Below are 16,938 nucleotides of genomic sequence, written 5' to 3'. Positions count from 1 at the left end.
GGCGACTATTCGACCACCAGCCCGTTCAGCACCACCCGACGCGGCGACGCCAGCACCCGTACATCGGCGCGCGGATCCGTCTCGTAGACGACGAAGTCCGCCGGCGCCCCCTCTTCGAGCCCGGGCCGCCCGAGCCACCGCCGCGCGCCCCACGCGGTCGCCGACAGCGCTTCTACGGCCGGGATGCCGGCGGTGACCAGTTCGGCGACCTCGGCGGCGACCAGGCCGTGCGCCAGGGAGCCGCCGGCGTCGGTGCCGACGTAGACCGGGACGCCCGCGTCGTAGGCGGCGCGGACGGTGTCGTAACGCCGCTCGTAGAGCCGGAGCATGTGGGCTGACCAGCTGGGGTACTTGGCCTCGCCGCCCGCGGCGAGGTGCGGGAAGGTCGCGATGTTCACGAGGGTCGGGACGATCGCCACGCCCCGTGAGGCGAACAGCGGGATCAGGTCCTCGGTGAGGCCGGTCGCGTGCTCGATGCAGTCGATGCCGGCCTCGACCAGGTCGCGCAGCGCGTCCTCGGCGAAGCAGTGCGCGGTGACGCGCGCGCCGAGCCGGTGGGCCTCGGCGATGGCCGCCTCCACCGCTTCGCGCGGCCAGCAGGCGGACAGGTCGCCGAGGTCGCGGTCGATCCAGTCGCCGACCAACTTGACCCAGCCGTCGCCGCGTTGGGCCTCCCGGCCGACGTAGGCGACGAGTTCGTCGGGCTCGATCTCGTGGGCGAAGTCGCGGATGTAGCGGCGGGTGCGGGCGATGTGCTTGCCGGCGCGGATGATTTTCGGGAGGTCTTCGCGGTCGTCGATCCAGCGGGTGTCGGAGGGCGAGCCGGCGTCGCGCAGCAGCAGGGTCCCGGCGTCGCGGTCGGTGAGGGCCTGCGTTTCGGCGGTGTCCTTGTCGACGGGGCCGTGGGTGCCGAGGCCTACGTGGCAGTGGGCGTCGACGAGGCCGGGGAGGGTCCAGCCGTCGACGGTTCGGATGTCACGGGTGTCGACGGGGCGGTCGTAGGAGATGCGGCCGTCGACTACCCAGAGGTCGTCGCGGATGTCCTCGGGGCCCACCAGGATCCGGCCCTTTATGTGCAGCACGGCTTGATCGCTCATGGAACGCACGATAGTTCGTCGGGTGCGGGTTTCGTTGTGGCTGGTCGCGCCGTTCCCCGCGCCCCTTAAGGGGCGCTGTCCTCGTCCTGTACTTCGGCCATCGCCGGGTCCAGTAGGCGGGACAGGAAGTGGCGGGTGCGGTCGTGCCGCGGGGTGGTGATGACCTGGGCCGGGGTGCCGTCCTCGATGATCACGCCCGCGTCCATGAAGACCACCCTGTCCGCCACCTCTTTCGCGAACGTCATCTCATGTGTCACCACCATCATCGTCATGCCCTCGTTCGCGAGCATCCGCATGACCGCCAGGACGTCGCCCACCAGCTCCGGGTCCAGCGCCGAGGTCGGTTCGTCGAAGAGCATCACCTCGGGGCCCATCGCCAACGCCCGGGCGATCGCGACGCGTTGCTGCTGTCCGCCGGAGAGGGACGCGGGGTAGGCGGTGGCCTTCTCCGAGAGGCCTACGCGGCGCAGGTTCTCGGCGGCGACCTTCGCGGCCGTCGCCTTGTCGCGGCGGAGGACCCGGCGTTGGGGCAGGGTGAGGTTCTCGGTGACGGACAGGTGCGGGAAGAGGTTGAACTGCTGGAAGACCATGCCGATACGACGGCGTACGGCGTCGATGTCGACATCGGGGTCGGTGATCTCGGTACCGCCGACGAACACCCGTCCCTCGGTGGGTTCTTCGAGCAGGTTCACGCAGCGCAGGAGGGTCGACTTGCCGGAGCCGGACGGGCCGATGACGCACACGACCTCGCCCTGTCCGATGTCCAGGTCGATGCCGCGCAGCACCTCGTTGGTACCGAACGACTTGTGCAGGCCGCGGACTTGGATCTCCGGAGTGCCCTTCACCGGACTGTCGTTCACCGGACCGCCTCCCCCGTCTTCGTCTCCATGCGGCGCACCACGAAGCTCAGCGGGATCGTGACGAGGAGATAGCACAGGCCCGCCACCAGGATGGGCGTGGAGTTGGCGGTCGTGCTGGCCAAGTCCCGTCCGTATTTGGACAGTTCGCGTTCCTCCAGGGTGACGCCCAGGAACAGGACCAGGGAGGAGTCCTTGAAGAGGAGGACGAGTTCGTTGGTCAGCGGCGGGAGGATGATCCGGAAGGCCTGCGGGACGATGATCGACACCATGGCCCGTGCCTGGGAGAAACCGAGCGAACGGGCCGCCTCCAACTGGCCCTTGGGCACCGCCTGGATGCCCGCTCGGATCGTCTCCGCCATGTACGCGGCCGACACCAGGCCGAGCGCGAGGGCGACCTTGCCGTAGGTACCGCCGACGATCTCCGTACCGGGGAAGGCGAGGGGCACGGCGACGCCGACGAAGATGAAGATCAGCAGGGCGGGCAGGCCGCGGAAGATCTCGATGTAGATGCCTGCCAGCCAGCGGTACGGGCCGACGGACGACAGCCTCATCAGCGCGACGACCATGCCGAGGACCAGTCCGAAGACGAAGCCCGAGAGGGTGTAGAGGACGGTGTTCTTGAGCGCCAGTGTGATGACGTCCGGGAACATCTGCTTGGCGATGCTCCACTGCGCGAACTGGTTCTTCAGGCGGCCCCAGTCGGCGGTGACCGCGAAGGCGATCACGGCGGCGAGGAACACGGCGTACTGCGCGCCTTGGGACACCTTGCGTCGCTGACGGCGGGTCAGGCCCTTTGCCTTCGGCTGGAGTTGCAGGTCGGTCATGAGGCCGAGGACGAAGGTGAGGGTGAGGGCGAGGCGGCTGTGGCGTCGTAGGGGCCGATCCACTTCTCGTACAGCTTCTTGTACGTGCCGTCCGCCTTCGCGTCCTTGATCGCCTTGTTGATGGCCGCGAGGAGTCTCGTGTTGCCCTTCTTGACCGTGAAGCCGTACTGCTCACCGGTGTTGAGGTTGTCGACGACCTGGAAGGCGTCGGCGTTGGCCTTGGTCTTGAGCCAGCCCTGGACGACCGGGTAGTCGATGATGACGGCCTGGACCTGGCCGGTGCGCAGGCCGTTGAGGACGGCGTCGGAGGACTCGAAGGAGACGGGGTCGAAGCCCTGTTTCTTGGCGTAGTCCTCGCCGGTGGTCTGCGCCTGGGCGCCGAGCTTCCTGCCCTTGGTCTTCACATCGGCGAGGGAGGTGATCCCGCTCTTCTTGTCGACGAGGACGGCCTGGGTGGCGTCGAAGTACGGGTCGGAGAAGTCGACGTTCTTCTTGCGCTCGGCGGTGATGGTCATGCCGGCGGCGGCCAGGTCGCACTCGCCGGCGTTGAGGAAGGCCCCGGTCTTGAAGTTCTCGAACGGGGTGTCCAGGATCTCCTGCTTCACACCGAGGTTCTTGGCGACCAGGTCGATGAGGGAGACATCGAAGCCCTGCACCTTGCCGTCGATCTCGGACTGGAAGGGCGGGTAGGGCAGGTGGGTGCAGGTCGTGAGGTGACCGGCCTTGACGAGTTCGACGCCACCGGCGGCGGTCTTCGTACCGCTGCCGCCGCTGTCGCTCGACGTACAGCCGGCCGCGAGGGCGAGTGCGAGTGCGGCCGTCGCGGTGGTGGCGGCCAGGGTGCGGACCCGGCGGCCGAGGAGCGTGTTCACGGAGGCCTCCTGTGACGGAACTGTGGCTTCCGATTATTGGGAGGGGCGGGGTGACCCGCTCGCGGTGAGGCGCCGGGAACGGGGCCGTACGGGCTAAGAAGTCGCCGGTCGGAGGGGGCTCGGGGGCGCCGGTTACGCTCGTCGCATCGGTCCCCGGGACACCTTCGGTCCCCGCGAGTGAAAGAGCACCTCCGTGACGCACCCCTTCCTCGACCTGGCCCCGCTGAGCGCCGCGCACTTCGCCGCGATCGAGGACCGGGTGGCCCGGCTGCTCGGCACCGAACAGGATGTCGTGATCATGCAGGGCGAGGCGCTGCTGCCGCTGGAGGGCGCGATCCGTTCGACGGCGGGTCCTGGCACGGTCGCGCTGAACGTCGTCACCGGCCCCTACGGGCAGACCTTCGGGAACTGGCTGCGGGACTGCGGCGCCGAGGTGATCGACCTCGCCGTCCCGTTCCACACGGCGGTCACCGCCGACCAGATCCGGGAGGCCTTCGCCGAGCGCCCCGACATCGACTTCGTGTCCCTCGTCCACGCGGAGGCGGCGACCGGCAACACCAACCCGGTCGCGGAGATCGGCGAGGTCGTGCGCTCGCACGGCGCGCTCTTCTACCTCGACGCGGTGGCCTCCATCGGCGCGGAACCGGTGCTGCCGGACGCGTGGGGTGTCGACCTGTGTGTGATCGGCGCACAGAAGGCGATGGGCGGCCCGGCGGGGGTGTCGGCGGTGTCGGTGAGCGAGCGGGCGTGGGCGCGGATGTCGTCCAACCCGGGGGCGCCGCGCCACTCGTACCTCTCGTTGCTGGACTGGAAGGAGCGCTGGGTGGACGCCGGCCGCAAGGCCCTCCTGCACGCACCGGCGCAGCTGGAGATGCTGGCGCTGGAGGCGTGCGTCGAGCGGATCGAGTCGGAGGGCCTGGACGCGGTCATGCGCCGCCACGCTGCCGCCGCCGCGGCGACACGAGCGGGCGCGGTGGCCCTGGGCGGCGGCTTCGAACCGTACGTCCACAACGCGACCCAGGCCGCACCGGTCGCTACGACGCTCAGGACACCGCCGAGTGTTGTCGCCTCGGAGCTGGTGGCCCGGGCCCTGTCATCGGACCCCGCCCTGCCGTTGGTTGCGGGTGGAGGCGCCCTGGCGAAGGAGATGATCCGGGTCAACCACTACGGGGTGGACGCGACGGTGGAAGTGGTGGAGGCCTGCCTGGCGGCACTGGGCGCGGCACTGGCCGCCGAGTTCTGATTCCCATGCAATTACCGGGGAATTGTCTTCCCGCCTTTTTCAGGCAGCTGCCCGCGCAACCCCATTCCCCCATGCAATTTTGAATTTCTCTCGGTAAATTCCATTCGCATGACCGCCACCCGAGCGGGACTTCGCTCCGGTCAGGTGACGTTCACTGCTGGGTGCCCGTCCGTGCGGCGGCCGGAAAGGGCGTCCAGCAGTCCGTCCACGTCTTCCGGGGTGTTGTGGAGGTGGAAAGCGGCGCGCAAGTTTCCTGCACGGTTGGAGACTTCGACTCCGGACGCGCTCAACTCGCCCTGCCTCACGCCTAGTCCGGGTACCGACACGATCGGTGAGCCGGGGGACGGCACCGGTTCGTGGCCGAGAGTGTGCAGGCCCGCGCGGAAGCGGTCGGCGAGGGTCAGGTCGTGGGTGCGGATCGCGTGGGTGCCCAACTCCTCCAGCAGCGCGAGCGAGTGGCGGGCGCCGGCGTAGGAGAAGAGGGCCGGGCTTTGGTCGAACCGGCGGGCGGAGTGGGCGAGTTCCTCGACCGGGCCGTAGCAGCTGTCCCAGGGGGCCTCGCCGGCGACCCAGCCGGCGAAGACCGGTGTGAGGTCGCCGAAGTTCTGCGGGGTGACCAGGAAGGCGACCCCGCGTGGGCACAAGAGCCACTTGAAGCCGGCGGCGACGACGTAGTCGTAGGCGTCCGCGTCGAGGTCCAGCCAGCCGGCCGCCTGTGACGCGTCGATGTACGTCCGTGTTCCGTGTTGGGCCGCCGCGGCCCGGATCGCCGGCAGGTCGGCGATCCTGCCGTCGGCCGACTGGGCCGCGCTGACCGCTACGAGGGTGGTGCCGGGGCGGATCGATTCGGCTATGCGTTCCAGCGGGACGCCGCGGACCTTGAGGTCGGCGCGTATGTGGAAGGGGGTCACCACCGAGCTGAAGTCGGCCTCTGCTGTGAGGACTTCGGCACCCGCGGGAAGGGAGGCTGCGATCAGGCCGCTGTAGACCGCTACGGACGCACCGGCCGCCACCCGGTCGACCGGCACGTTCGTCAGGCGGGCGAAGGCGGCGCGGGATGCCTCGACGTCGTCGAACATGTCGGTCGGGGTGCCGATCGCCGCCGCCTCTATGGCGGTGCGCATGGCGGTGACCGTGCGGGTCGGGAGGAGGCCGGTGCTCGCGGTGTTGAGGTAGGTGTTCTTCGGGGCGAACTCGGCGCGGACGAGGCTCTCGAAGGTCTCCATGGCACCACTCTGCGGCGCCCTGGAGTCCTCGTCCATTGCGGGTTTTTGCCTGGATCCCCTAAGGAACGCTTATGGATCAGGCCTGAGCTGCGGGTTTCAGCTCTGCGGTACCGCGCAGCCGTCGGGACCGCAGGCCTCGGCGTCGCCGTTGTCGATCAGTTTGAGGGGTGTGTGCTCGCCCCACGCCTGGGTGAGTGCCTGGGCGAAGACCTCGGCGGGCTGGGCGCCGGAGACGCCGTACTTGCGGTCCAGGACGAAGAAGGGGACGCCGTTCGCGCCCAGCTCGGCGGCCTCGCGCTCGTCGGCGCGGACGTCGTCGGCGTACGCGGTGGGGTCGGCCAGTACCTTGCGGGCGGCTTCCGCGTCCAGGCCCGCGGCGGTCGCCAGCTCGACGAGGCGCTCGTCGTCGCCGAAGACAGAGCGTTCCTCGGCGAAGTTCGCCTTGTACAGCGCCTGGATCAGCTCGTCCTGGTGGCCCTGCTCCTTGGCGAAGTGGAGGAGGCGGTGCATGTCGAAGGTGTTGCCGTGGTCGCGGTCGCGGGTGCGGTAGTCCAAGCCCTCGGCTGCCGCCTGGGCGCCCAGGTTGTCCTCGCCTGCCTGCGCCTGTGCCTCGCTCATGCCGTACTTCTTGGTGAGCATCTTGAGCACGGGCTGGATGTCGGTCTTGGCGCGGCCCGGGTCCAGCTCGAAGGAGCGGTGCACGATCTCGACGTTGTCGCGGTGCGGGAAGGCTTCGAGGGCCTTCTCGAAGCGGGCCTTGCCCACGTAGCACCAGGGGCAGGCTATGTCCGACCAGATCTCGACGCGCATTCTTCGGCTCTTTCCAGGGCGTGCGGGGTAGGAGGGTTTCTCCGTTTCCCCCGTGAACGTTCAAGCATCTTGGTTCATTCCCTGGTGCGGCTGTGTGGGGGTGCGGCTTCGCGCCTGCGGTCTGTGGGGGGGGTCGGGGCCGCGCCGTACGCGGCTGCGGGCTCGTCCGCCTTGCTGCCGCTACGTGGTCAGCGGCAGGGTCATGGGGAGGTGGTGACCGCCGTCGGGCGGGGCGGCCACCCAGCCCTGGCGGGTGTAGAAGGCCTGGGCGCGTTCGTTGTCCACGTGGACTTCGAGTACGGCCGTCTGTCGGGCGTCGGCTCGCCATCGGTCGACGCAGGCCCTGTGCAGGGCCGTGCCCAGGCCCTCGCGCCAGTGGTGGGGGTCCACGTGGAACTGGAAGAGCTTGACCGTTTCCGGCGGGGCCTCGTCCGGGGTGCGGAAGGAGGCTACGGCGACGATGTGGTCCTGTTCGATCAGGCAGAGGACTTCGGCGTGGGGGCGGACGATGACGCCCTGCCATGCTGCCGGCCAGTCCGTTCCGTCGTCCGGGACGCCGTCGGGGTAGTAGGTCGAGCGGGCGCGGAAGTGCAGGTCGGTGATGGCCTGGGCGTCGGTGGGCAGGGCGGTTCTGATCACCCGGGTTTCGTTGACACGGTCGCTGATCATGCAACCGATGACGTGGGGGAGGCTCCTTCGGTTCCTAGGCGCGTGAACTGGGTGCGGTAGGCGCTCGGGGTGAGGCCCGTGCGGCGGATCAGGTGGGCGCGCAGGGAGTCCGCCGTGCCCAGGCCGCAGGCTCGGGCCAGCTGGTCCATGGGGAGGGTGGTGGTCTCCAGAAGTTCCCTGGCTCGCTCTATGCGCTGGTGGAGGAGCCATTGGAGGGGGCTTACGCCGCTCTCCGCGTGGAAGCGGCGGGTGAGGGTGCGGACGCTGACGCCGGCGTGCCGGGCCAGGTCGGTGAGGGTGAGGGGTTTGTCGAGGTTGCGCATGGCCCAGCCTCGGGTGTCGGCGCACGCCGTGCCGCGTTCGGGCGGGAGGGGGGTGTGCGTGAACTGGGTCTGGCCGCCCGGGCGGACGGGGGCGACCAGGGCGAGGCGGGCCACCTCGTTGGCCGCGGCGGCGCCGTAGTCGGTGCGGATGATGTGCAGGCAGAGGTCGATGCCGGCGGCGTATCCGGAGGCGGTCAGGAACTGGCCGTCCTGGACGTAGAGGACGTCGCCCGTGAGGTCGACCTCCGGATAGCGCCTGCGCAGTTCCTCCGCCTGGTTCCAGTAGGTCGTGGCCCGGCGGCCGTCCAGGAGTCCCGCCTCGGCCAGGGCGAACGCGCCGCTGCAGATGGAGGCGATGCGCTTGCCCGCGGCTGCCGCCGCACGGAGGGCGGTCACCGTGCGCGGGTCCGGTATGTACCGGTGGCCCGTGCCGACGACGAGGACCATGTCCGCGTCCCGTACGACGTCGAGGCCGTGCCGTACGTGCAGGTCGAGGCCGCCCGTGGTGGGGACGGGGCCCGGTTCCGGGGCGCAGATGACCGTCTCGTAGCCCGGTTTCCCGTCGATCTCCACTCGGTCGAACAACAGCTCCGGGATGGCCAGGTTGAACATCGAGACGGGGGTCGCCGCGACGACGGCGACCCGACGGGGGCGGGAGCGGGAGCGGCGGTTGGGGCTGGGGGGCATGGCCAGAACCTCCGGATGTATGGCGTTCCGGCCACTACTGTACGGCGTCGTGTGTCCGCAGCATGGAGGGCATGACATCGACCGCCGGCCAACTCAAGCCCCGGACGGGCGGTTTGACCTCCTCGTCTCCCGCCCTCACCCTCACCGCGTCCCTCCTCGGCTTCGCGCTCATCACTCTCGACGCGTCCGTGGTGAATGTGGCGCTGCCGTCGATCGGGCACGCGCTCGGTGGCGGGATGTCGGGGCTGCAGTGGGTGGTCGACGCGTACACGTTGTCCTTCGCGGCCCTGATGCTGTCCACCGGCGCCTTCGCCGACCGGGTCGGGGCGAGCCGCGCGTACGCGATCGGCATCGCGGTCTTCACCCTCGCATCGGCGGCCTGTGGGCTGGCTCCGGACCTGCCGGCGCTGATCGGTGCGCGCGTGGTGCAGGGGGTGGCCGCGGCCGTCGTCCTGCCTGCTTCGCTGTCCCTCGTACGGCAGGCCTACGCCGAACCGGTCAAGCGGGCGCGGGCGGTGGCGAGTTGGGCGGCGGGCGGTGCGGTGGCGATCGCTCTCGGGCCGGTGGCCGGGGGTGCGCTGACCACGGTGTGGGACTGGCGGGGCATCTTCTTCATCAACCTGCCGCTGGGCGCGGTGGCGTTGGTGCTGCTGGTCCGGGCGCCGCGCTCGGAACGCCGGCCCGCGCCGCTGGACCTGCCGGGTCAGCTGACGGCCGTCGTCGCTCTCAGCGCCGTGACCTTCGCGGTGATCGAGGGCGGGACGACGGGAGTTGTGGCTCTGCTGGTCGCGGTCGTCTCGGGCGCGGTCTTCGTCCGGATCGAACTGCGGCACGCCCATCCGGTGGTGCCGTTCGGTCTGTTCCGCAGTCGTGCGGTGTCCGTCGCGGTCGCGGCAGGTGCCGCGTGCAGTGCCGCCTTCTACGGCTTGGTCTTTCTCTTCTCGCTGTTCTTCCAGCAGGTGCAAGGGCGTTCGGCGTGGTACGCCGGGCTGATGTTCCTGCCGATGACCGGTCTGATCGCGGTGACGAACGTCCTGTCGGGCAAGCTGGCCGGTCGCTTCGGCGCCCGGGTGCCGATGCTGATCGGGCAGGTGCTGGCCGCGGTGGGCGTGCTCGTCCTGCTGTACGTCGACGCGCGCACGCCCCCGCTCCTGGTCGCCGTGCTCCTCGTGCCGATGGCCCTCGGCTGCGCCCTGACGGTCCCGCCGCTGACCGCCGTGATGATGGACGCGGTGCCCGCCGAACGGGCGGGGCTCGCGGCCGGCGTGCTCAACTCCGCGCGGCAGGTGGCCGGCGGGCTGGGCATCGCCGTGTTCGGGGCCCTGGTCGCCGGCGGGTTCACGGCGGGACTGCGGGAGAGCCTCGCGATCAGCGCGGCCCTCTTCGCGGTGACGGCCTTCCTCAGCTTCCGTCTCTCAGGTCGTTCGGCCAACTGGGGCGGAACTCGATGTGGTCGTACGTGACGACACACCCCTCCCCCATCGGCGACTGCGTCATGAAGCCGACCAGCGCCGCGTCCGTCTCCTTCTCGTCACCGAGGGTGAAGAGCCGGATGAAGGTCCAGCGCTTCCCGTCGAGGGAGGCGTGGAAGGCGAATGCCCGACCGGTACGGCTGACCCGCAGCCACACCGAACTCCCGTCCACCGTGAAGGAGTTGGCGTCGTCCGAGTGTCCCCGGGTGACCACCGTGCACACGGTCGGTACGTCCGGCGAGTACTCCAGACACAACTTCGCCCAGGCCCGCTCCCCGACATGGACATAAAGCACCCCGGCATCGAACGACCCCGCGAACCCCACGGTCACACGGGCGATCAGCTGGAAGTCGCCATGGGGTGCCCCGAGCAGCCGAGGCGCGTCCGACGCGGGATCCAGCGCCTCCCCGGTGGGCGACACGAACCGATCCTGCCGGGGCCCGGCCCACCCGGTGAGCACACCGTCCTCGAACGACCAGTGTCCGTCGGGCCCATAAGTGCGGAGGGGGAAGGGCAGTTGGGAGAGTTCCAAGTCCATCCACTAATCATCTCAGGACCAGCTGACTTGCGTAGGGGCGCGGGGCGGTGTCGATATGCGGCTCCGCCGCGTGGGCGCGACCAGCCACAGCGGACCGGCACTCCGAAATCCACCGCACCCCAACGGCGCTACCGCTCCAAGTGCCCGTCATAACGCCGAGGCAGCCCCAGCGGATTACCGTCCCGCAACTCCAACGGCAGCAGCGCTTCAGGCGTGTTCTGGTAGGCAACAGGCCGCAGCCACCGCTCGATCGCCGTACCACCAACGGAAGTCGACGTCGACGTCGTGGCGGGGTACGGCCCCCCGTGATGCTGCGCCGGCGCGACCGCAACTCCCGTGGGCCACGCGTTCACCAACACCCGCCCGGCCAACGGCGTGAGTTCGGCCAGGATCTCCGCCCCACGCCCCTCCCCGGCCGCCTCCTCCGCCGAGAGGTGAACCGTCGCCGTGAGATTCCCCGGCAGCCGCGACAGCACCGCGTTCGCCTGCGCGTCGTCGTCGTAGCGGGCCACCACGGTGACCGGACCGAAGCACTCTTCGAGGAGCAGGTCGTACGCCCCCTCCGACGCGAGCTTCTCCGCCGGCACCGTCAGGAACCCGGGGCTGACCGTGTGCTCGCTGCCCGCGCCCGGGGTCACCGGCGAGTCCACGTCGGGGAGTTGGGCGCGCTCGGTGACGCCGGCGAGGAAGTTGTCACGCATCCGGTGGTCGAGGAGGACCCCGGAGTCGGTGTTGCTGACCGCGTCGGTGAGGGACTTGACCAGGCCGTCACCGGCGGAGCCGGAGGGGACCAGGACCAGGCCGGGCTTGACGCAGAACTGGCCGACGCCCAGGGTCATGGAGCCGGCGAGGCCGGTGCCGATCGCCTCGGCGCGTTCGGCCGCCGCCGCCTCGGTGATGAACACGGGGTTGAGGGAGCCCAGTTCGCCGTGGAAGGGGATCGGGACGGGACGGGCCGCCGCCGCGTCGAACAGGGCACGACCGCCTCGTACGGAACCGGTGAAACCGGCCGCCGAGACCAGCGGGTGCTTGACCAGTTCGACGCCCGCCTCGAAGCCGTGCACCAGGCCGAGGACGCCGTCCGGGATGCCCTGCTCGGCGGCGGCGCGGCGCAGTACCTTCGCGACCAGTTCGGACAGGCCGGGGTGGTCGGGGTGGGCCTTGACGACGACCGGGCAGCCGGCGGCCAGCGCGCTCGCGGTGTCGCCGCCGGGGACGGAGAAGGCGAAGGGGAAGTTGGAGGCCGAGTAGACGGCGACGACGCCCAGCGGCACCTTGTAGCGGCGCAGGTCCGGGATCGGCGGGGTCGCGGTGTCGTCGGGGTGGTTGATGACCACGTCGAGGAAGGCGCCCTCGTCGACGATGTCCGCGAAGGCCCTCAACTGGTAGCAGGTGCGGGCGAGTTCGCCAGTCAGCCGGACCGGGCCCAGCGCGGTCTCCGCGTCGCCGACCTCGACCAGGTGGTCCTTGGCCGCTTCGAGCTGGTCGGCCGCGCCGCGCAGGAAGGCCGCGCGGACCGTGCGGTCGGCGAGGGAACCGCGCGCCGCGTACGCTGCGCGGACGGTGGCGTCCACCTCCTGGGCTGTGGCCTCCACCGCAACCTGTTCCCGCTGCTTCCCGGTTCGGGGGTCGACGCTCCAGACTGGTGCTGCTGCCACCGGGGGTCCCTCCACATGTAATGCCGCAGTTCTGGGTCATTCACCAGGGTCGTTCGATATGCTGAACGCTGTCTCTGATGATGAATATGCTCTCGGAGACTATTTCCCGTCGAACGAAGGGGTCAAGGGCGATGTCGGCAGGCGAGACAGGCGGCGGGGCACAGGTCAAGTCCGCGGTGCGGACGGTGGAGCTGCTCGAATACTTCGCGGGCCGGCCCGGCATGCACTCCCTCGCGGCGGTCCAGGAGGCCGTCGGTTATCCGAAGTCCAGTCTCTACATGCTGCTGCGCACGCTGGTGGAGCTGGGGTGGGTGGAGACGGACGCCACGGGCACCCGGTACGGCATCGGCGTGCGGGCGCTGCTGGTGGGCACCTCCTACATCGACGGTGACGAGGTCGTGGCCGCCGCGCGGCCCACGCTGGACCGGCTCTCCGACGACACCACGGAGACCATCCACCTGGCCCGGCTCGACGGTACCAACGTGGTCTATCTGGCCACCCGCCAGTCGCAGCACTATCTACGGCCCTTCACCCGCGTCGGCCGCCGGCTCCCCGCCCACTCGACCTCGCTGGGCAAGGCGCTGCTGAGCACCTACTCCGACGAGCAGGTCCGCAAGATGCTCCCGGAGACGCTGCCCGCGCTCACCGAGCACACGATCACCGACCGCGAGAAGCTCATCGAGGAGCTGCACACGGTCCGCGAGCAGGGCTTCGCCGTGGACCGCGAGGAGAACACGCTGGGGCTGCGCTGCTTCGGCGTCGCGATCCCGTACCGCACCCCGGCCCGCGACGCGATCAGCTGCTCGGTGCCGGTGGCCCGGCTGACCCCCGCGCACGAACAGATGGTCAAGGACGCCCTGTTCGACGCCCGCGACCGGCTGACCCTCGCCACCCGGAGGCTCTGAACTCATGCAGGTCGCGCTCCGCCCCGTCCACGACAGTGACCTGCCGGTCTTCTTCCGCCAGATGAACGACCCCGAAGCGCTGCGCATGGCCGCGTTCACCCCGCCGGACCCGGCCGACCGGGACGCCTTCGAGGCCCACTGGAAGCGCATTCGCGCCTCGGCCGGCGTGCTCAATCGCACGGTCCTCGTGGACGGTGACGTGGTGGGCAGCGCGGCGGTGTACGGGGAGCCGGACGAGCGCGAGGTGACGTACTGGATCGACCGCGCCTACTGGGGCAAGGGCATCGCGACGGCCGCGCTGCGCGACCTGCTGGCCGAGGTGCCCGAGCGCCCGCTGCACGCGCGCGTGGCGGCCGACAACGCGGGCTCGCGGCGCGTGCTGGAGAAGTGCGGGTTCCGCGTCAGCGGGCACGATCGGGGGTTCGCGAACGCGCGGGGCGAGGAGATCGACGAGCTGGTGCTGACGCTGGATTCATGAAGCCAGGGGGAGTCATCGGCGCTTCATGAACGACCCCGGACTTCATGAGCGCTCGATGAGAAAGGGCCGCGCAAGGGAACGATTCGCGCTCGTCCGGTCGTCTTCAGAGCGGGATGAACAAGACGATCAGGCGCACCTCCGTCTTCGTACTGCTGCTGGTGTTCGCTCTCCTCGTGAGGGCGACCTGGGTGCAGTTCTACGACGGCCAGGCACTCGCGAACGACAAGGACAACCGGCGGAACGCGATCGAGACGTACGCGGACCCGCTCGGGAACATCATCGTGGCCGGGAACGCGATCACCGGCTCGGCACGGACGGAGAGCAGCAGCGACCTCGCGTACAAACGCACGTACACGAACGGCAAGCTCTACGCGGCGGTGACGGGCTACGCCTCGCAGAGCTATGCGCCGACCCAGTTGGAGGGGATCTACGCGGATCTCCTCGACGGCACGGACAGCGGCGTGAAGACCGTCATGGACACGGTCACCGGCGAGCGGGCCGCTCCGGGCAACGTGGTCACGACGATCGACCCGGATGTGCAGAAGGCCGCGTACAACGCGCTCGGCGACAAGAAGGGTGCCGCCGTCGCAATCGATCCGACGACCGGCAAGATCCTCGCCGTCGTCTCGACTCCGTCCTACGACCCCTCGTCGCTGACCGACGCCAACACCGCCGCGTCGGCCTGGAAGCAGCTCACCGCGGACTCCGACAAGCCGCTGACCAACCGCGCGCTGCGCCAGCCGCTGCCGCCGGGGTCGACGTTCAAGCTGGTCGTGGCGGCGGCAGCCCTGGAGGACGGGCTCTACTCCTCGGTGGACGAGAAGACGACCAGCCCGTCGCCGTACACCCTGCCGGGCACGGTCACCCCGCTGAGGAACGAGAGTTCGTCCGCGCCCTGCACGAACGCGTCGATCCGCGTCGCGCTGCAGTACTCGTGCAACACCGTGTTCGCGAAGATGGCCGTCGACCTGGGGCAGGACAAGGTCAAGGCGATGGCGGAGAAGTTCGGCTTCAACGACGACAAGCTGGACGTCCCGGTGCGGGCGTACACGAGCGTGTACCCGTCGAGCATGAACAAGTCGTCCACGGCGCTGACCGGCATCGGCCAGTACGACGTGACCGCCACCCCGCTCCAGATGGCCATGGTGTCCGCAGCTATAGCCAACGACGGCAAGCTGGTGTCCCCGCACATGGTGTCGGAGACCACCAACAGCGGCGGAGATGTGGTCCACAACTACGACAACAGCACGACAACGAAGGAGATCGTCAGCTCCCACACCGCCCAGCAGCTCCAGTCGGCGATGCAGACGGTCGTCGAGGACGGCACGGGCACGAACGCCCGGATCTCCGGCGTGACGGTGGGCGGCAAGACAGGCACGGCCCAGCACGGAGAGAACAACGACCAGTCGCCGTACGCCTGGTTCACGGCCTACGGCAAGTCCGACAAGACCGGGAAAGAGGTCGCCGTGGCGGTAGTGGTCGAGCAGTCGGACGCGGCAAGGTCGGAGATCAGCGGCAACGGCTTGGCGGCTCCGGTGGCCAAGGCCATGATGAAAGCGGCGTTGCAGTGATGCCCTGTTTTCGCTTTTAGGGGCGCGGGGAACTGCGCGACCAGCCACGACGAACCGTCAGCCGATCGCGCAGCGCCCCCTACTTCTACTTCACACCCAGAATCTGCTCCACCGGGTCGATGGCGAAGTACACGAGGAACAGCGCCGACACTCCCCACAGCAACCAGTTGACCTCCTTCGCCTTACCGAGCACCGCCTTGATCACGACGTACGAGATGAACCCCGCCCCGATCCCGTCGGTGATCGAGTACGTGAACGGCATCACGGCGATGGTGAGGAACGCCGGGATGGCGATCTCGTACTTGTCCCAGTCGATGTGCTTGACGTGGGTCATCATCAGGAACCCGACGGCGATCAGCGCGGGCGCGGCGGCCTGCAAGGGGACGATCGTCAGCAACGGCGTAAGGAACAGCGCGAGCCCGAACAGCCCACCGGTGATCAGGTTCGAGAACCCGGTACGCGCTCCCTCACCGACACCGGAAGCCGACTCGATGTACGCGGTGTTGGAGGAAGCGGACCCGATCCCGCCGGCGACGGCTGCCGCACCGTCGATGAACAGGACGCGACCGATGTTCGGCACCTGACCGTCGTCGTCCAGGAGACCGGCCTCCGCGCTGATACCCACGATCGTGCCCATCGCGTCGAAGAAGTCCGACAGGATCAGCGTGAAGATCAGCAGGATCACGGTGATCGCGCCGGTCTCGCCGAAGGCCCCGAACAGGCTGAAGTGGCCGATGAGTCCGAAGTCGGGCGTGTCCACGATCTTGTCCGGCACCTTGGGGGTCATCAGACCCCAACTCTTGATGTCCGCGGCGGAGTTGATGATGATCGCGAGGACGGTCATCGACACGATGCTGATCAGGATCGCGCCCTTCACCTTGCGGGCGACCAGCGCGATGGTCAGCAGTACGCCGAGACAGAACACCAGGACGGGCCAGCCGGTCAGCCTGCCGACGGCACCGAGTTGCACGGGGACCGTGGTCTGCGCGACGTCCGGTATACGACTGACGAAGCCGGCGTCGACGAAGCCGATGAACGCGATGAACAGGCCGATGCCGACGCCGATGGCCTGCTTGAGCTGTTGCGGGATGGCGTTCATGATCGCTTCGCGGAGGCCGGTGAGGACCAGGACGCAGATCAGGACGCCTTCGATGACGACGAGACCCATCGCGTCGGGCCAGCTCATCAGCGGCGCCAACTGGAAGGCGACGACGGCGTTGAGGCCGAGGCCCGCGGCGATGGCGAGGGGCAGGTTGCCGCCGACGCCCATGATGACCGTCATCACACAGGCCACCAGGGCGGTGGCGGTGACCAGTTGGCCGGTGTCGAGGGTGTGCCCGAACTTGTCCTTGGCGCTGCCGAGGATGATCGGGTTCAGGACGAGGATGTAGGCCATCGTGAAGAACGTGGCGAAGCCGCCGCGTATCTCACGGCCGAAGGTGGATCCCCGTTCGGAGATCTTGAAGAACCGGTCGACGCCGTTCGCCGCCGGTGGTTCAGCACTTGGCCGGTCGGCCACCTTCTGTGACTCTGACATGCGGGTACTCCTCGTTGCCTCAATGATCGGTGCGCGGATGCTGGCTGGATTGTTCCCGCGTTGAACCTGTTTCAGGTTTTCCCCGTGTTACGGAATCGGGGTCGGCCCGCCAGACGATGTCCGAAGGCCTGTACCAATCCGCCCAGTTGATCACTGCTACGCTCCCGA

The 16,938-nt window shown here is 69.2% G+C and carries 16 protein-coding genes; 5 read left to right on the top strand and 11 right to left on the bottom strand.

All coding sequences use genetic code 11. From position 1 onward, the window contains the following. Nucleotides 1-5: 5 nt before the first annotated feature. From ACIQBL_RS27140 to ACIQBL_RS27125, 4 genes are all read right to left on the bottom strand, one after another. Nucleotides 6-1,097, bottom strand: coding sequence for an amidohydrolase family protein (locus ACIQBL_RS27140; protein WP_401945638.1), 1,092 nt, complete (start codon nt 1,095-1,097; stop codon nt 6-8). A gap of 65 nt (nt 1,098-1,162) precedes the next feature. Further along, a complete protein-coding gene (locus ACIQBL_RS27135) occupies nt 1,163-1,957 on the bottom strand; it encodes an amino acid ABC transporter ATP-binding protein (RefSeq protein WP_401945636.1) in 795 nt (264 codons plus the stop codon). Next, entirely contained in the window at nt 1,954-2,781 is an 828-nt protein-coding gene (locus ACIQBL_RS27130) for an amino acid ABC transporter permease (RefSeq protein ID WP_401945804.1), read from the bottom strand. The genes ACIQBL_RS27135 and ACIQBL_RS27130 overlap by 4 nt, the downstream gene beginning before the upstream one ends. Next, nucleotides 2,778-3,653 carry a transporter substrate-binding domain-containing protein gene (locus ACIQBL_RS27125; protein WP_401945634.1) on the bottom strand — a complete coding sequence of 292 codons (876 nt, stop codon included), beginning with the start codon at nt 3,651-3,653 and terminating at the stop codon, nt 2,778-2,780. The genes ACIQBL_RS27130 and ACIQBL_RS27125 overlap by 4 nt, the downstream gene beginning before the upstream one ends. A gap of 193 nt (nt 3,654-3,846) precedes the next feature. Between ACIQBL_RS27125 and ACIQBL_RS27120 the strand changes: the two genes are divergently transcribed. Then, complete coding sequence (locus ACIQBL_RS27120) at nt 3,847-4,896, top strand: pyridoxal-phosphate-dependent aminotransferase family protein (protein ID WP_401945632.1); 1,050 nt, start codon at nt 3,847-3,849, stop codon at nt 4,894-4,896. A gap of 140 nt (nt 4,897-5,036) precedes the next feature. Here the strand turns inward: ACIQBL_RS27120 and ACIQBL_RS27115 are convergent, their stop codons facing one another. From ACIQBL_RS27115 to ACIQBL_RS27100, 4 genes are all read right to left on the bottom strand, one after another. Further along, complete coding sequence (locus ACIQBL_RS27115; protein ID WP_401945630.1) at nt 5,037-6,122, bottom strand: aminotransferase class V-fold PLP-dependent enzyme; 1,086 nt, start codon at nt 6,120-6,122, stop codon at nt 5,037-5,039. Between the two features lie 96 nt (nt 6,123-6,218). Continuing rightward, nucleotides 6,219-6,932, bottom strand: coding sequence for a DsbA family oxidoreductase (locus tag ACIQBL_RS27110; protein WP_401945628.1), 714 nt, complete (start codon nt 6,930-6,932; stop codon nt 6,219-6,221). Nucleotides 6,933-7,112: 180 nt separating this feature from the next. Then, complete coding sequence (locus tag ACIQBL_RS27105) at nt 7,113-7,601, bottom strand: GNAT family N-acetyltransferase (RefSeq protein ID WP_401945626.1); 489 nt, start codon at nt 7,599-7,601, stop codon at nt 7,113-7,115. Then, entirely contained in the window at nt 7,598-8,611 is a 1,014-nt protein-coding gene (locus ACIQBL_RS27100; protein ID WP_401945624.1) for a GlxA family transcriptional regulator, read from the bottom strand. The genes ACIQBL_RS27105 and ACIQBL_RS27100 overlap by 4 nt, the downstream gene beginning before the upstream one ends. 62 nt (nt 8,612-8,673) lie before the next feature. Between ACIQBL_RS27100 and ACIQBL_RS27095 the strand changes: the two genes are divergently transcribed. Next, the gene (locus tag ACIQBL_RS27095; RefSeq protein WP_401945622.1) at nt 8,674-10,074 is read left to right on the top strand and encodes an MFS transporter; all 1,401 of its coding nucleotides are present in this window, start codon (nt 8,674-8,676) and stop codon (nt 10,072-10,074) included. Here ACIQBL_RS27095 and ACIQBL_RS27090 read toward each other — a convergent pair. Then, nucleotides 10,013-10,621: a DUF1349 domain-containing protein gene (locus ACIQBL_RS27090; protein ID WP_401945621.1), complete on the bottom strand. Its 609-nt coding sequence runs from the start codon at nt 10,619-10,621 to the stop codon at nt 10,013-10,015. The genes ACIQBL_RS27095 and ACIQBL_RS27090 overlap by 62 nt on opposite strands. 128 nt (nt 10,622-10,749) lie before the next feature. Further along, complete coding sequence (locus ACIQBL_RS27085; protein ID WP_401945619.1) at nt 10,750-12,279, bottom strand: aldehyde dehydrogenase (NADP(+)); 1,530 nt, start codon at nt 12,277-12,279, stop codon at nt 10,750-10,752. Between the two features lie 131 nt (nt 12,280-12,410). Here ACIQBL_RS27085 and ACIQBL_RS27080 point away from each other — a divergent pair, with 131 nt between their 5' ends. The 3 genes from ACIQBL_RS27080 to ACIQBL_RS27070 all read left to right on the top strand — a co-directional run bounded on the left by ACIQBL_RS27080 (nt 12,411) and on the right by ACIQBL_RS27070 (nt 15,233). Beyond that, nucleotides 12,411-13,184, top strand: coding sequence for an IclR family transcriptional regulator (locus ACIQBL_RS27080; protein ID WP_200678173.1), 774 nt, complete (start codon nt 12,411-12,413; stop codon nt 13,182-13,184). A gap of 4 nt (nt 13,185-13,188) precedes the next feature. Beyond that, on the top strand, nt 13,189-13,662 hold the full coding sequence (locus tag ACIQBL_RS27075) for a GNAT family N-acetyltransferase (protein ID WP_401945617.1): 474 nt from the start codon (nt 13,189-13,191) through the stop codon (nt 13,660-13,662). Nucleotides 13,663-13,775: 113 nt separating this feature from the next. After that, complete coding sequence (locus ACIQBL_RS27070) at nt 13,776-15,233, top strand: peptidoglycan D,D-transpeptidase FtsI family protein (protein ID WP_401945615.1); 1,458 nt, start codon at nt 13,776-13,778, stop codon at nt 15,231-15,233. An 85-nt stretch (nt 15,234-15,318) separates the two neighbouring features. On the opposite strand, the gene ACIQBL_RS27065 is transcribed toward ACIQBL_RS27070, so the two are convergent. Further along, nucleotides 15,319-16,770, bottom strand: a complete 1,452-nt coding sequence (locus ACIQBL_RS27065; protein ID WP_401945613.1) for an NCS2 family permease — start codon at nt 16,768-16,770, stop codon at nt 15,319-15,321. Nucleotides 16,771-16,938: the final 168 nt, after the last annotated feature.

The sequence above is a fragment of the Streptomyces sp. NPDC088350 genome (assembly GCF_044753545.1).
GTDB lineage: Bacteria > Actinomycetota > Actinomycetes > Streptomycetales > Streptomycetaceae > Streptomyces.
Note: the sequence above shows the minus strand (reverse complement) of the source record. Positions and strands in the feature narration are given on the sequence as shown.

Bases quoted from the DNA above. Each gene is read 5' to 3' on its own strand.
- ACIQBL_RS27140 (WP_401945638.1), bottom strand. From the start codon at position 1,097: ATGAGCGATCAAGCCGTGCTGCACATAAAGGGCCGGATCCTGGTGGGC.
- ACIQBL_RS27130 (WP_401945804.1), bottom strand. From the start codon at position 2,781: ATGACCGACCTGCAACTCCAGCCGAAGGCAAAGGGCCTGACCCGCCGT.
- ACIQBL_RS27115 (WP_401945630.1), bottom strand. From the start codon at position 6,122: ATGGAGACCTTCGAGAGCCTCGTCCGCGCCGAGTTCGCCCCGAAGAAC.
- ACIQBL_RS27110 (WP_401945628.1), bottom strand. From the start codon at position 6,932: ATGCGCGTCGAGATCTGGTCGGACATAGCCTGCCCCTGGTGCTACGTG.
- ACIQBL_RS27105 (WP_401945626.1), bottom strand. From the start codon at position 7,601: ATGATCAGCGACCGTGTCAACGAAACCCGGGTGATCAGAACCGCCCTG.
- ACIQBL_RS27100 (WP_401945624.1), bottom strand. From the start codon at position 8,611: ATGCCCCCCAGCCCCAACCGCCGCTCCCGCTCCCGCCCCCGTCGGGTC.
- ACIQBL_RS27095 (WP_401945622.1), top strand. From the start codon at position 8,674: ATGGAGGGCATGACATCGACCGCCGGCCAACTCAAGCCCCGGACGGGC.
- ACIQBL_RS27090 (WP_401945621.1), bottom strand. From the start codon at position 10,621: ATGGACTTGGAACTCTCCCAACTGCCCTTCCCCCTCCGCACTTATGGG.
- ACIQBL_RS27080 (WP_200678173.1), top strand. From the start codon at position 12,411: ATGTCGGCAGGCGAGACAGGCGGCGGGGCACAGGTCAAGTCCGCGGTG.
- ACIQBL_RS27075 (WP_401945617.1), top strand. From the start codon at position 13,189: ATGCAGGTCGCGCTCCGCCCCGTCCACGACAGTGACCTGCCGGTCTTC.
- ACIQBL_RS27070 (WP_401945615.1), top strand. From the start codon at position 13,776: ATGAACAAGACGATCAGGCGCACCTCCGTCTTCGTACTGCTGCTGGTG.
- ACIQBL_RS27065 (WP_401945613.1), bottom strand. From the start codon at position 16,770: ATGTCAGAGTCACAGAAGGTGGCCGACCGGCCAAGTGCTGAACCACCG.